The sequence below is a fragment of the Mesorhizobium sp. P2_F8 genome, from assembly GCF_056403655.1.
This window is the reverse complement of sequence record NZ_JBFUFB010000010.1, coordinates 142,852-156,782: the sequence shown is the minus strand read 5'-3', so window position 1 is coordinate 156,782 and position 13,931 is coordinate 142,852. Positions and strand designations below refer to the sequence as shown.

General features: G+C 63.9%; 12 protein-coding genes and 1 pseudogene. 2 read left to right on the top strand and 11 right to left on the bottom strand.

Translation table 11 applies throughout. The features are described 5' to 3' along the window. Window positions 1–53: 53 nt before the first annotated feature. Complete coding sequence (locus AC1DZP_RS24355; protein WP_477305894.1) at window positions 54–290, bottom strand: DUF680 domain-containing protein; 237 nt, start codon at window positions 288–290, stop codon at window positions 54–56. Window positions 291–815: 525 nt separating this feature from the next. Here AC1DZP_RS24355 and AC1DZP_RS24350 point away from each other — a divergent pair. Beyond that, complete coding sequence (locus AC1DZP_RS24350) at window positions 816–1,484, top strand: response regulator (protein ID WP_477226315.1); 669 nt, start codon at window positions 816–818, stop codon at window positions 1,482–1,484. Continuing rightward, the gene (locus tag AC1DZP_RS24345) at window positions 1,474–2,832 is read left to right on the top strand and encodes a sensor histidine kinase (RefSeq protein WP_477305892.1); all 1,359 of its coding nucleotides are present in this window, start codon (window positions 1,474–1,476) and stop codon (window positions 2,830–2,832) included. Before AC1DZP_RS24350 ends, AC1DZP_RS24345 begins: the two co-directional genes overlap by 11 nt. Before the next feature lie 9 nt (window positions 2,833–2,841). Here AC1DZP_RS24345 and AC1DZP_RS24340 read toward each other — a convergent pair whose 3' ends face one another. The 10 genes and pseudogenes from AC1DZP_RS24340 to AC1DZP_RS24295 form a co-directional block, all read right to left on the bottom strand. Then, a complete protein-coding gene (locus AC1DZP_RS24340; protein ID WP_477305890.1) occupies window positions 2,842–3,720 on the bottom strand; it encodes an ABC transporter permease in 879 nt (292 codons plus the stop codon). Window positions 3,721–3,731: 11 nt separating this feature from the next. Then, window positions 3,732–4,541 carry an ABC transporter ATP-binding protein gene (locus tag AC1DZP_RS24335; protein WP_095086248.1) on the bottom strand — a complete coding sequence of 270 codons (810 nt, stop codon included), beginning with the start codon at window positions 4,539–4,541 and terminating at the stop codon, window positions 3,732–3,734. Between the two features lie 106 nt (window positions 4,542–4,647). After that, window positions 4,648–5,604 carry an ABC transporter substrate-binding protein gene (locus tag AC1DZP_RS24330; protein ID WP_425352298.1) on the bottom strand — a complete coding sequence of 319 codons (957 nt, stop codon included), beginning with the start codon at window positions 5,602–5,604 and terminating at the stop codon, window positions 4,648–4,650. A 320-nt stretch (window positions 5,605–5,924) separates the two neighbouring features. Continuing rightward, window positions 5,925–6,701 carry a 4-hydroxy-tetrahydrodipicolinate reductase gene (gene dapB, locus AC1DZP_RS24325; RefSeq protein ID WP_477305888.1) on the bottom strand — a complete coding sequence of 259 codons (777 nt, stop codon included), beginning with the start codon at window positions 6,699–6,701 and terminating at the stop codon, window positions 5,925–5,927. A gap of 15 nt (window positions 6,702–6,716) precedes the next feature. Beyond that, window positions 6,717–8,810, bottom strand: a complete 2,094-nt coding sequence (locus tag AC1DZP_RS24320; protein ID WP_477305886.1) for an ATP-dependent helicase — start codon at window positions 8,808–8,810, stop codon at window positions 6,717–6,719. A gap of 85 nt (window positions 8,811–8,895) precedes the next feature. Beyond that, complete coding sequence (locus AC1DZP_RS24315; protein WP_477305884.1) at window positions 8,896–9,069, bottom strand: hypothetical protein; 174 nt, start codon at window positions 9,067–9,069, stop codon at window positions 8,896–8,898. Between the two features lie 271 nt (window positions 9,070–9,340). Next, entirely contained in the window at window positions 9,341–10,138 is a 798-nt protein-coding gene (locus AC1DZP_RS24310; protein ID WP_477305882.1) for an agmatinase family protein, read from the bottom strand. A gap of 108 nt (window positions 10,139–10,246) precedes the next feature. Then, window positions 10,247–11,418: pseudogene (locus AC1DZP_RS24305) on the bottom strand (amidohydrolase). A 20-nt stretch (window positions 11,419–11,438) separates the two neighbouring features. Beyond that, window positions 11,439–12,665 carry an allantoate amidohydrolase gene (locus AC1DZP_RS24300; RefSeq protein ID WP_477305880.1) on the bottom strand — a complete coding sequence of 409 codons (1,227 nt, stop codon included), beginning with the start codon at window positions 12,663–12,665 and terminating at the stop codon, window positions 11,439–11,441. Continuing rightward, the gene (locus tag AC1DZP_RS24295; RefSeq protein WP_477306084.1) at window positions 12,662–13,870 is read right to left on the bottom strand and encodes a diaminopropionate ammonia-lyase; all 1,209 of its coding nucleotides are present in this window, start codon (window positions 13,868–13,870) and stop codon (window positions 12,662–12,664) included. Before AC1DZP_RS24295 ends, AC1DZP_RS24300 begins: the two co-directional genes overlap by 4 nt. Between the last annotated feature and the right edge of the window lie 61 nt (window positions 13,871–13,931).

Genomic DNA, 13,931 nt, shown 5'->3' with positions numbered 1-13,931 from the left:
TCCTGAATGAAGGTTGATGGTTCTGGTTTGGGAGGATCCGGACAGACGCCGGCTTACCGGCCCCAGATGCCCTGGCCGGATTCCGGCTGGTTCGAATCGGGCGTCAGCCAGAAGCCGTGGTGCTCGACCGGCCTACGGATCGAAGCCGTGAAGCTGTGGTCTATTCTACCAGCGGGCGCGGACACGGCCGGCTGGTTGACATTGTCGGCGCCATAATGGTCGCTGCTGGCAAAAGCGGTGCCCGTGGCAACGAGCATGGCGGCGGCGGCGGTAAGAGCGATCTTGGTCATTTTCTTAACTTCCAGTAGTTCTCAGTTCAGTCCGTCTAGTGGCGTGCCCTTGGGAGGAATTTCGCGTCGCTCGGACCACACCGAAATGGGTTTTCCGTTCGCCGACTTCCAATCACGAAGATGTTCCTCCGCACTCCGAATCCAGACCTTGAAACGAAGCCAGTAGCTGAAGCGGCAAGAATTTTCTTTATCAATATCAAATAGTTAATAGACGCGCTCGGCCGACTGTATGCTCGTCCGCCGAGCCGGCGTTCACCATCTCATCACGGTCCGTCAACATAAATTGAACCGGGCGGTTCGATCGACTGTGGCGCTTGCGCGCAAGCCGATCCGTTCAGTTCGATTTCGGCGCCGAAATAAGCCGATCCCGTCCGAAAAAACCGTTGTCATCAGCCGCAAGACCGCATTTACCTTGCGTTGAAATCGATACTGTCGCTCATTCAGTCGGCATTGTCGGATGCCGCGGCTGATCAGGCCCGACGCGGTGAAAGACTGAAGGCGGCGGATAGTGAGACAGCGATAGAAATGCGGCTGCTGCTTGTCGAAGACAATCTCGAACTGGCCGACTGGCTGGGCAAGACCCTGCGCCAGGCGAACTATGTCGTCGACGTCGTCCATGACGGCGAGGATGTCGAGCACGCGCTGGCCGCCGGCGGCCACGCGCTTGTCATCCTCGACCTGGCATTGCCGCGCATGGGCGGCCTGGAAGTGCTGCGCACGCTGCGAGCGCGCGGCAACCGGGTCCCGGTGATCGTGCTGACCGCCAATGCCAGTCTCGACGGCCGGGTCAAAGGCCTCAATGAAGGCGCCGACGACTATCTGGCCAAGCCGTTCCAGATCGAGGAACTGGAGGCGCGCATCCGCGCGCAACTGCGCCGCGCCAATGACCGCACCGCGCCGGTGGTTGCCTGCGGCGATCTCGTCTTCGACACCAACACGCGGCTGTTTTCGCTAGCCGGCGAAACGCTGGCGCTGACCCCGCGCGAACATGCGGTGCTGGAACAACTGATGGTCAAGGCCGGGCGCACCGTGAGCAAGGCCGCGCTGTCGGCGGCGATCTACGATTTCGAGACCGATGCCGACCCCAGCGCCATCGAGATCTATGTGCACCGTGTGCGCAAGAAGCTTGAAGGGTCGCGCGTCCAGATCGCCACCTTGCGTGGCCTCGGCTATCTCTTGCGCCATGAGGATTAGCAGCCTCCGTTTGCAGTTGCTGGCCTGGGTGGTGTTGCCGCTCGCCGGGCTCGCCACCATCAATCTGTGGACCAGCCATGGCAACGCGCTGGCCACCGCCGACCTGGTCACGGACCGGATGTTGTTGGGTTCGGCACGGACCATCGCGGAGCAGGTCGCCATGACCGACGGCGTGCTCGATACCTCGATACCGCCGGCGGCGATCGAGATGTTCGATACCGGCGATCGCGACAGTGTCTACTACCATGTCAAGACTGCCAGAGGGCGGCTGCTGACCGGCTATCCCGACCTGCCGGAGGCGCCGAAGCACCCAAGCATCGAGGCCACCTATCGCGACCACCGGCTGCGGTTGCTTACTTTCAGCCACACCGTGGTCGGCGCCGGAGACGACTCGCCGATATCGGTTACCGTCGGCGTCACGCTTGCCGGGCACGATGCGATGGTGCGGCATTTGTGGTTCAACGCTTTCGCCCAGCAACTGGCGCTGGTGGGTATTGCCGGCATCTTCGTGCTGTTGGGCCTGCGTCGCGGCCTGGCGCCGCTAATCCGGCTGCGCGACGCCGTGCGGTCGCCAAGCCGCAGCGACCTCGACCCGGTCGAGGTTCCCGGCGCGCAAAGCGAGATCCGCCCGCTCATCGATGCGCTGAACGCCTATATGGCGCGGGTGCGGGCCCAGATGGCGGCGCAGCGGCGCTTCATCGCCAACGCGGCGCACCAGCTGCGCACGCCGTTGGCGTTGCTGTCAACGCAGGCGAGCTACGCGCTGCGCGAAACCGTCCCCGACGCGCGCCAGGAGGCCCTGGTGGCGCTCCAGGCTAGCTCCGGCAGACTGGCGCGGCTGGCCGAACAGCTCCTGACCTTGTCGCGCGCCGAGCCGGGCAGCCGGCGGCCGCGCGCCGACCGCGTCGACCTGACCGAAGCCGCCCGCCATGTGCTGGAAACGCAGGCGCCGACAGCAATCGGTCGCAACATCGATCTCGGCCTCGAGGAGGCAGGACCCGTGCCGGTCATCGGCGACGGCACTATGCTGCGCGAGATGATCGTCAACCTTGTCGACAACGCGCTGCGCTATTCGCCGGCCGGCGGCAGCATCACGGTCAAGCTGGCGGCCGTTGACGACGAAGCCGTGCTGACGATCACCGACGACGGGCCCGGCATCCCAGTGGACGAGCGAAACCATGTTTTCGAGCGCTTCTACCGCGTTGCCGGATCGACCGAGGAAGGCAGCGGGCTTGGCCTCGCCATCGTGCGTGAGGTCGTCGAAAATGCCGGCGGCCGCGTCACCCTCGGGGATGGCGCGACCGGCGGCCTGGTGGTTGAGGTCAGGCTGCCATTGGCGAGCAGCTAGGCTTGTCGCTCACTGCGTCTCATGCAGGGGCTGGGGACGCCATTTCGCCAAGCGATCCTCGACCATGGTCATCAGATATTCGGCACCGAGCGCCACCACCATGACGATGACGATCGCGGCATACATGCCGGCGGCGTCGAAGGATCCCTTGGCGATGTTGATCAGCAGGCCGATGCCGTATCGCGAGCCGACGAACTCGCCAACGATCGCGCCGATGATGGCAAAGCCGAAGCTGACATGCAGGCTGGCGAAAATCCAGCTCATCGCCGAAGGGACGATCACCGAACGGGTCAACTGCCAGTTGGATGCACCCAAGATGCGCGCATTGGCGATCATCGCCCTGTCGGCTTCCCGGACGCCCTGGAAGGCATTGTGGAACACGACGAAGAAAACCATCACGAAGGCAAGTGCCACTTTCGAAGCGAGGCCGAGGCCGAGAATCATGATGAAGATCGGCGCCAGAACCACGCGCGGAATGGAGTTGATCACCTTGATGTAGATGGAGAAGATATCGGCGGCCATCCGGTTACGGCCGAGGGCGACGCCGATGATGATCCCAGCAACCGAGCCAGTCACAAAGCCGATGACCGATTCCTCCATTGTGACATAGAGGTGGTACCACAGAGGCCCCTCTGACGTTCCTTCTGTCGTCCATTCGTACAGCCGCTGCGCGATCGCGCTCGGCATTGCGTAGAAGAACGGATCGATCCAGGCTTGGCGCGCGGCGATTTCCCACAGGCCGAGAAAGGCGATCAGAATGGCGACCCGCCAGAATATCACGGTGCGGCGGCGGTGCAGTGCCGCCTTCGCGGCGGCTGCCTCGATTTCCGCATCCGAAGTGCCCGGACTGAAAGCTCCTGCGCTGATGTCAATGGCGGCATCGGTCATGGCGTTCCTCCTCAGGCTGCGGCGCGCGCATAGCTGGTTTCAACCTCTTCCTTGAGGTCGGCCCAGATCGTGCGCGAGTAATTGATGAAGCTCTGTTCGTAGCGAATATCGGCGACCACGCGCGGGCGCGGCAGATCGATCGTGTAGACCGATTTCACCGTGGCCGGTCCGGCGGTCAGGACATAGACCTTGTCGGCGAGCGCAATCGCCTCTTCGAGGTCATGCGTGACGAAGACCACCGAAGCTTTTGCCTCAGACCACAGGCGCAGCAGTTCCTCGTGCATCAGCACGCGCGTCTGAACATCGAGCGCGGAAAACGGCTCATCCATGAGAAGAATCTCGGGTCCATTTATGAAAGTCTGGGCCAAAGCCACACGTTTGCGCATGCCGCCAGAAAGCTGATGCGGATAGTGCTGCTCGAAACGCGACAAGCCGACACGCGCCAGCCAGTCGCGCGCCGCGGCCGTAGCGTCCGACTTCGCTCTACCGCGAAAGAGTGGACCAGCCATCACGTTTTCGATCACCGTTCGCCAAGGAAACAAGGCGTCACTTTGAAAGACAAAACCGATGCGCGGGTCTATTCCCGTGACCGGGGCGCCCATGACGCGAACCTCGCCAGCACTTGGGCTTGCCAACCCCGTGACAAGGTTGAGGGTGGTGGATTTTCCGCAACCGGTCGGGCCAACAACGGCGACAAATTCGCCGCGTTCAACGGTCATGGTGAAATCGCGTAGTGCTGTCAGCGATTTGCCGGTGGGTGAAAGGAAACGCCGGCTGACGTTGATCAGCTCGATCGCCGGTGCATTTTTTTCAATGGCCATGGTGGAACTCCTGGGTATGAGCAAACGCCCGCCGTCGGCCCAAGGCCGCCGGACGTCAAACTGATGGGTGCCGGCGCGATGTCGTTCATCGCGCTGGCACTGTCTGCTACTTGGCGTTCTTGACGAATTCCGAGGTGTAGGTCTTGGAGAGGTCGATCTGCTTGCCCTGCAGTTCCTTCTTGAAGGCTGAAAGAACCGTCAGCACCGTCTCCGGGCCGCCTTCGGGCATGATCCCGTCGGGGGTGAACATTGCCTTGCCTGCATCGAGGGCCTTCACGTAGCCCTCCTTGTCGCCGACATAATAGTCCTTCGGCATCTTGTCGGCGATTTCGGCGCCCGTGTGGGTGTTGATGAATTTCTGCGTCTTGACGAAGGCATTGGCCAGCTTCTGCACGACGTCCTTATGCGCTTCGACCCAATCGGTCTGCATATAGAGGGAGGCGGCCGGGTAGGTGCCGCCGAGAGCAGCCTTGGTGCCTTCCATTGTGCGCATGTCGATGAGAACGGACGCTTCGCCGGTCTTCAGCAGTCGCGTGATCGTCGGCTCGGTCGTCATGCCTGCCTGGATCTTGTCCTGCTGCATGGCGGCGATGAAGGTGGTGCCGGCGCCGACCGGAACCGAAGTGAAGTCGCCCAGCTTCAAACCGTTCTTGACGGCGAGGTATTCCGTAAGAAAATTCGTCGATGAGCCAAGACCGGTCACGCCCAGGCTCATTCCCTTGAAGTCGGCTGGCGATTTGATCTCGGGGTGTTTCGCCGAAACAAGCTCGACCTCGCCCGGCGCCTGGCTGAACTGGACGATGGATTCGACGAATTTGCCCTTTGCCTGCAGGTCGATGCAATGATCGTAGAAGCCGACAACCCCCTGCACGGCACCGGCGAGCATCTCGTTTTCGGCATCGACGCCGGCCGGTTCATTCAGCAACTCGACGTCGAGACCCTCGTCCTTGAAGTAACCGAGCGCTTCGGTCAGCTTGGCGGGCAGATAGATCTGTTTCTCATAACCGCCGACCATGATGGAGACTTTTTCGTCGGCGCGCGCGGACGGCGCGGACAAGGCCATGACGGCGACGAGTGCGGTTGTGGCGGCTGAATCAAGCAGTATTCGCGCGAGCGACATGGCCTCTTCCCTTTGTTCGTTTCCCGCGCCCTCTCTCTCCCATCGCTTTCCGCGACAAATACGGGGCGCGCGCCCAACACTTATGGCACCAAGCTTTCATTCACCTTTCAAGGCCGTACCGAAAATCACCGCAAACCTTACGGATCGGTAAGCGGATGCTGGCCGATCATAGTTGGACGAGCAAATTGCCGAAGGCGAGGATCAGCGACAGGTCGTCGTCATTGTTCGCTGTCACCCGATCCCGTCGTGATGGGTCCCCTCGCTCAGCCGCCAACCCCCAGCACGTCCCGCATGTCATATTCACCGGGCGAGCGCCCCGCCACCCAGAGCGCGGCGGCGATGGCGCCACGGGCGAACATGCTGCGGTCGCCGGCCGCATGCGACAAGGTCACCGTCTCGCCCTCGGCGCAGAAGTTGACGCTGTGCTCGCCGACGATGCTGCCGCCGCGCATCACCGCAAAGCCGATCTCACCGGGCGGCCGCACGCCTGTGACGCCATCGCGGACGCGCCTTGCGACCGTGTCCAGTTCGATGCCGCGCCCGCTGGCCGCGGCTTGTCCCAGCATCAGCGCCGTCCCGGACGGCGCATCGATCTTGTGGCGATGATGCGCCTCGACAATCTCGACATCCCAGTCCTCGGGATCAATCGCTCGCGCCGCCTGCTCGACCATTCCGACAAGCATATTCAGCCCGAGCGAAAAACTGCCGGAGCGGACGATGGCGATGCTCTTCGCGGCATCCGTGATGGTGGCCAACTCAGAAGCATCGAAGCCTGTCGATCCAATGACCAGCGCCGGCCCGCCTCGATCGGCGCAAAACCTTGCCAGATCGGCCGAGGCCGCCGGCGTGGTGAAATCGATCGCCACATCGGCCATGGCAAGCGCCTCGTCGCGGCTCCCCAGCCCTTCGCTGACAATGCCTGGCCGGTGGAAGCGAGCGGCGAGCACCAGCCGCGCATCGGCCTGGACGGCGTCCGCCATCTGGCGGCCCATGCGACCCAGTGCACCCGCGATGGCGATCCTGACCGGTGGTTGGGGCATGGTACTATCTCGCGGCTATTTCCACATGCCGCGCATGCGCGCGCCAATGTCGACGCGCACCTCCGGCCGGGGCGCCCTGCCCTGTGCCGTTTGCGCGGTCGGCCACGAGACTTGCTGGAAGGCTGCAAGGATCGAGGCCGGGATGAAACGGGTGCGCGAGGCATAGAGATGGCGGTCGCCGCGCGCCGCCTGGCCATGCGGAAAGAAGCGCTGCGGCATGACCAGGCTGAGATTGTCCTTGGCCCTTGTCATCGCCACGTAGAGCAGCCGGCGCTCCTCCTCGATGTCCTCCTTGGTGCCGACCCCGAGATCGGCCGGGATGCAGCCGTCGACCGTGTTGAGCACGAAGACATTCTTCCATTCCTGGCCCTTGGCCGAATGGATGGTCGACAGGATCAGATAATCCTCGTCACGGTGCGGCGGCCCGGCCTGGTCGCTGGTGGCGTCCGGCGGATCGAGCGTCAGCTCGGTGAGGAAGCGTTCGCGCGAGGCATAGCCCGAGCCGATCTGTTCGAGCTGCAAAAGGTCAGCCCGGCGCGTGATCGCATCCTCGTGGATGCGCTCCAGATGCGGCTCGTACCACAGCCTGATCTGTTCGAGATCGGCCGGCCATTTGGCGCCGGCCCGCAGGCCGGAATAGAGGGAGACGAAGCCCGGCCAGTCATCGGCCGCGCGCTGCGGCGGGCGCCAGCCGGCCAACCCCATCGCCTCGTCCAGCGCCGTCGTCATCGTCTCGACGATTTGCGCGGCGACCGAAGGGCCGATGCCCGGCATCAGCTGCAGCACGCGGAAGCCGGCGACGCGGTCGCGCGGGTTTTCGGCAAAGCGCAGCACCGCAAGCACATCCTTGACGTGAGCAGCATCGAGGAACTTCAGGCCGCCGAACTTGACGAAGGGAATGTTGCGCCGGGTCAGCTCGATCTCCAGCGGGCCGCTGTGATGCGAGGCGCGAAACAGCACCGCCTGCGATTTCAGCGCCGTGCCGGCTTCTCGCTCGGCCAGAATGGTATCGCAGACGAAATTGGCCTGCTCGACCTCGTCGCGCACGCTCACCAGCCTTGGCTTGTCGGTGGATTTGCGCTCCGACCAAAGGTTCTTGGTAAAGCGCTCCGAGGCCTCGCCGATCACCGCATTGGCGGCGGCCAGGATGGTCTCGGTCGAGCGGTAGTTGCGCTCCAGCATCACCACATCGGCGACCTGCGCGAACTGCCGGGGAAAGTCGAGGATGTTGCGCACCTCGGCGGCACGGAACGAATAGATCGACTGCGCATCGTCGCCGACCACCGTCAACCCAGCGCCGTCGGGTTTAAGCGCCATCAGGATCGAAGCCTGCAGCCGGTTGGTATCCTGGTATTCGTCGACCAGCACATGGTCGAAACGCCCACCCAGATGCGCGGCTATTTCAGGCTCCGCCGCCATCTGCGCCCAATAGAGCAGCAGGTCGTCGTAATCGAGCACGTTCTGCGCCTGCTTGGCCTCGACATATCCGGCGAACAATTGCTTCAGCTGCTCGGCCCAGCCGGCGCACCAGGGAAAGGCGCACCCCAGCACTTCGCCCAGCGGCGCCTGCGCGTTGACGGCACGCGAATAGATGGCAAGGCAGGTGCCCTTGGTCGGAAAGCGCGCTTCCGTCTTCGAGAACCCCAGCTCATGCCGGATCAGATTCATCAGGTCGGCGGAATCCTCGCGATCGTGGATGGTGAAGGCCGGATCGAGGCCAATCTCCAGCGCATAGTCGCGCAGCAGCCGGGCGCCGATGCCGTGAAAGGTGCCCGCCCAGGTCAGAGCGTCGGTGATCACCGCGGCGTCGCGGCCGAGCACCTCGCCGGCGATGCGCTCGACGCGCCTGGCCATTTCGGACGCGGCGCGGCGCGAAAAGGTCATCAGCAGGATGCGGCGCGGGTCGGCCCCCTTGACGATCAGATGGGCGACGCGGTGCGCCAACGTGTTGGTCTTGCCCGAACCGGCGCCGGCAATGACCAGCAGTGGCCCGGCGATCTGGCCGTCACCATGCTCGACAGCCTGCCGCTGGGCGTCGTTCAGCCGGGCGAGATAGGCAGGCTGGACGGTCCGGTCCCGAAAAATCGAATCAGAGGTGGCGAGGTTCATCCCCCATCAAGCATCGTTTCTGCTTTGTTCGCAACGCCGATGCGAGAATGTCAGCCTGCCCTGCAGCCGAAGCGTGACAGCCTGCCTAGTGCTGGGGATCGATCCCCATCGCAGCCGACTGACGGCGCAAAGCTTCACGATCGTGTTGCGATGGCGGCAGCAGCAGCGGGTCGACCGTATCGGGCACGTCCTCCACCATCTTCCTGGCGATACGGTAGGTGACATAGGCCAAAGCGCCGGTGACAAGCAGACGGAACATGGTTCCAACACTCCATTGGAGCAGGACCAACCGAGGAAACGGCATTTGGTTCCCCTGGCGACCGTCTTGACCGCATAGTAGAAGATCGGGGCACAGCGAATAGGGCTTCTTGGGAAGAAGGCCGGCGCCGCTTGGGAGGAAGAATGAAGCGCCGGCCAAGCGGATAAATCAGGTCCGCCGCAAGTGACAGGTTAGCTGAGTCTTGCCCCTGCGTCACCGGGTGATCGTCTTCGTCAAACACGTACCCCGCACCGACCTGCACGTCGCCGCATCACCCGCGTGTCTTGACCATCATCCCGGCAATTTCCTTGAGCAGTTTTGCCGCCACGGTGGCGGTCAGGTTGGCGATGTCGCGAGGTGGGTTTAGTTCAACGATATCAGCCGCCACGATCGGCTGGTTGACCGATTGAATCAGGCTGATGACCTGACGCGTGGTCAGACCGCCAGGTTCGCGATGCGAGACACCTGGCGCAAAGGCCGGGTCGAGCCCGTCCAGGTCCATCGAGATATAGACCGGCGTCTTGAGATCGAGCTGCAGATCATCGCCAAACCGCGCCGCCTCGATCGCCTCGACGCCGAACCGCTTGAACTGGTCGCGATGATGGTCGTTGACGGTCCGCAGGCCGACCTGGATGAGGCGGTCGGCGAGCCGCTGTTCCATGATGCGGGCAAAGGGTGAAGTGTGGGAGCGCGGATTGCCCTGATAGGCATCGTACATATCGGGATGCGCGTCGATGTGCAGAATGGTCAGGCTGGGATGTCGGCGGCGCACCGCGCGCAGTATCGGCCAGGAAATGGCATGGTCGCCGCCGAGGCAGATCAGCGGATCGCCCAACTCCAGCACGCGCCCAACCTCACCTTCGATCAAGTCCCATGGATCGGTGGCGGCGTCGAAGCCGACGTCGCCATGATCGACAAGCCTGTCGGTCAGATCAAAACCAGTTTCGCTCCACATGCTGTAGGCATCGGAGAACAATTCGGGACGGATATGGGCAGGGGCCTGCGCCGGGCCCTTGAAGAAAGACGAGTTGTCGTCGTGGGGAATTCCCAGCAGCGAAATCCTGGTCATCAGCGTCCGATCTCCGTCAGCAGGGAATTTCAGTAAGCGCGGGAGCTGGCCGGCGATAGCGATGGTGTTTGGGCCAGCGGCGGGCGCGCCCCGGCAATCAAAACGCAATCAACTCCCGGCTTCGCCGCCCAGCCTTTGCCTGACCATGGCGACATGGAAATTGGTGCCGAACGGCAACCCGTCATCGTTGAAGTCGTAGCTCGAATTGTGCAGCGGCGCCGACGTCTCGCCATTGCCGAGGAAGACGAAACAGCCCGGCACATGGTCGAGGAAGCGGGCGAAGTCCTCCGAGCCGGTCATCGGCTCGGGGGCGACGGCGATGTTGCCGGGCTCGAAAACGCTTCTCGCGGCAGCAAACGCCGCATCGACCAGTTCGGCATCATTGCCTAGCGGCACGAATTCGCGGGTGTAGTTGACCTCGGCGGTAACATTGTAGGCGGCTGCGGTGCCCTCGGCGATGACGCGCATCTGCCGCTCGATTTCGGCGCTGACCTCGGGGCGGAAGCTGCGCGCATCGCCGAAAATGCGGGCAAGACCGGGCAGTGCGTTGCGGGTGCCGTCGGTGATCAGCTCGGTCACCGAAACCACCGATATGTCGGCCGGGCTCAGTCGGCGCGAGACGATGGTCTGCAGATTGGTGACCAGCGCGCAGGCGGCGACGAGCGTTTCGTTCCCCGAATGCGGCCGCGCGGCATGGCCGCCGAGCCCTTTCAGCACGATCTCGAAATTGTCCTCTGCCGACATGATCGGGCCGGCGCGGGTCTCGAAATGCCCGATGGGCAGGCCGGGCATGTTGTGGAGGCCAAAGATTTCGTCAAAGGGAAAGCGCTGCATCAGGCCATCGGCGAGCATGGCCAATGCCCCTTTGCCCCATTCCTCGGCCGGCTGAAGACGAAGCGCACGGTGCCGTCGAAACCGCCCTCGGCGGCCAGCAGCTTTGCCGCGCCGAGCAGCATCGTGGTGTGGCCGTCATGGCCGCAGGCATGCATGATGCCGGGATTGCCGGAACGGTAGGGCGCGGCGGATTGCTCGGTGATGCGCAAGGCATCCATGTCGGCCCTTAGCGCAATCGCCCGGTTGCCGCTGCCGCGTTTCAACGTGCCGACGACGCCGGTGCCGCCGACGCCCTCAGTGACATCATCGAGGCCGAATTCGCGCAGCTTGGTGGCGACAAAGGCCGCGGTGCGCGTTTCCTCGAAGCCGAACTCCGGATGTGCGTGCAGATCACGCCGCCAGACAATCATCTCCTGCTTCAGCGCGTCACGATCGAATTCGGACATTTCTTCTTGCCTCTCCCGACCTACCTTGCCAGTTCCGTGACCACATCAAGCAGGATGTTGGCGCCGGCAACAAGCTCGGCATCCTCGGTGTGCTCGCGCGGATTGTGGCTGATGCCGCCGGCGCTCGGCACGAAGATCATCGCTGCCGGCGCGATACGCGCCATCATCTGTGCATCGTGGCCGGCGCCTGACGTCATGGGTTTGACGCCGAGACCGCGGTTTTTCGCGGCAGCCTCGATCAGTTCGACAATGCGGATGTCGAAGATCACCGGCTCGAAGCGGGCCAGCCGCTCGACCGAGATCGTCACGCCTTCGGTGTCGGCAAGCTGTTCGAGACAGGCAGCAAGTGCGGCCTCCTCCGCCTGTAGGCGCTGCTCATCGGGGTCGCGCAGATCGACGGTGAAGACGGCCTGGGAGGGAATCACGTTGATGGCATTCGGCTCGAAGCGCATCGTGCCGACGGTGGCGACCGTCGGCGTGTTCGAGGCCTTGGCCCTATCGTGCAGGAAGGTGATGACCCGCGCGGCGGCATAGCCGGCGTCGGTGCGCATCGACATCGGCGTGGTGCCGGCATGGTTGGCGACGCCGTCGATGGTGATGCGTTGCCAGGAGATGCCCTGCAGATTCTCCACCGCGCCAATCGGCACGCCTTCGCGCTCCAGCACCGGCCCCTGCTCGATATGCAGCTCAAGATAGGCGTGCGGCTTGAGGAAGCCGGGCTCCTTGTCACCGGCATAGCCGATGCGGGCAAGCTCTTGCCCCAGCACGCTGCCGTCGGTGCCGACAGCCGCCAGCACCGTCTCGAAACCGATGCCGCCGGCATGCACCAGCGAACCCATCATGTCGGGGGTATAGCGCACGCCCTCCTCGTTGGTGAAAGCGGCAACCGCGACCGGGCGCGACGGCGAAAAGCCCGATGCCTTGAGGGTCTCGATCACCTCCAGCCCGGCAAGCACGCCGTAGCAGCCGTCATAGATGCCGGCATCGATGACCGTGTCGATATGCGAGCCGATGAGCAGTGGCGCCTGCCCGGCATTGTCGGGGCTTTGCCAGATGCCGAAAATGTTGCCGACCCGGTCGATGGCGACATCGAGTCCGGCCTGCCGCAGCCAGCCAACGAAGAGGTCACGGCCCAACCTGTCGGTATCGGAGGCGGCCAATCGGATCAGCCTGCCCTCACCGTCACGGCCGACGGCGCCGAGTTCACGGATACGGCCAAGCAGGCGCTGCGCGTCGGCCGCGATCACAAGCTTATTCCTGCAAGCATCTTGCCGGCCAGCACATCGGCCGGGCTCATGCCAACCAGTTCGGCATAGCGATGCGGGTCGGTGGCGCCTTCGGTGTTGATCACCAGCACCCGGGATCCGCCGTCGAGTCCAAGGTCCGCCTGGTTGTCGGCCACCGCCCGGATCAGCCCTGCAAGGCCGACGCCGCCGCTTTCGCCGGCGACGATCACCGGATCGCCGGCACGTGGCTGCGCCAGCCGCCGCATCGCGGCAATTGCCTCGTCCTCATCCACCGTCATGAAGGCGTCGGCGGCACGCGCCAACACCCGCCAGGCGACCGGAGAGGCCTTGTAGCATTCCAGCATCGCCATCACCGTCGGCTGGCCATGCGCAACCTTCACCACGCGCCCCGCCTGGGCGGCCGCGACAACGCAAGCAGCGCGCGCGGGCTCGACCACGATGAAGGTCGGCCTGGCATCGCCGAGCACGATGGCAAGATGGCCGGCGATTGCGGCGGCAATGCCGCCGACACCGGCCTGGACGAACACATGGGTCGGTGGCTCCCGGAGCTGGCGCAATGCTTCGCGCACGATCGCCGTATAGCCCTGCATGACGAGGCCGGGAATGCGCTCATAACCTGGCCACGAGGTGTCGGAGACCACGGTCCAGCCCTTCTCGGCCGAAACTTGGGCGGCTTGCCTGACTGAGTCGTCATAATTGCCGTCGACGCGGATCATCTCTGCGCCATAGCGAGCGATGGCGGCGATACGCTGCTGGCTGACGCCGGCGTGGACGAAAATCACTGCCCGCGCACCGACGAGTTGCGCCCCTTGCGCGACCGACCGGCCGTGATTGCCGTCGGTGGCGCAGGCAACCGTCATCGTCGCGGCAACCGCCCGAACATCCGGCTGACTAAGATCGGCCACATCGACGGGTCGACCAAGCGACCGACCTGCCTCTTCCAGCACCAGGCGGAAGACAGCATATGCGCCGCCCAGCGCCTTGAAGCTGCCGAGGCCGAGGCGAAAGCCTTCATCCTTCATATGCAAGGCACCGAGGCCGAGATCAGTCGCCAGCGCCGGCAGCGCATGCAGCGGCGTCATCCGGTGATTGTCCCGATGGGCAAGGAAACGCTCGACCGTGTCGGCCCCGGCGACCCCGAGCGTTTCGGCATCGGCCGGGTCGAGCGGCTGGCGGTGCAAGGCATTGCGGTTGGGCAGGAACACTGGGCGATCGGGTAGGAACACTGGCGGCCTCCTTGGCAGTTCAGCGAGAACATATTGCAGG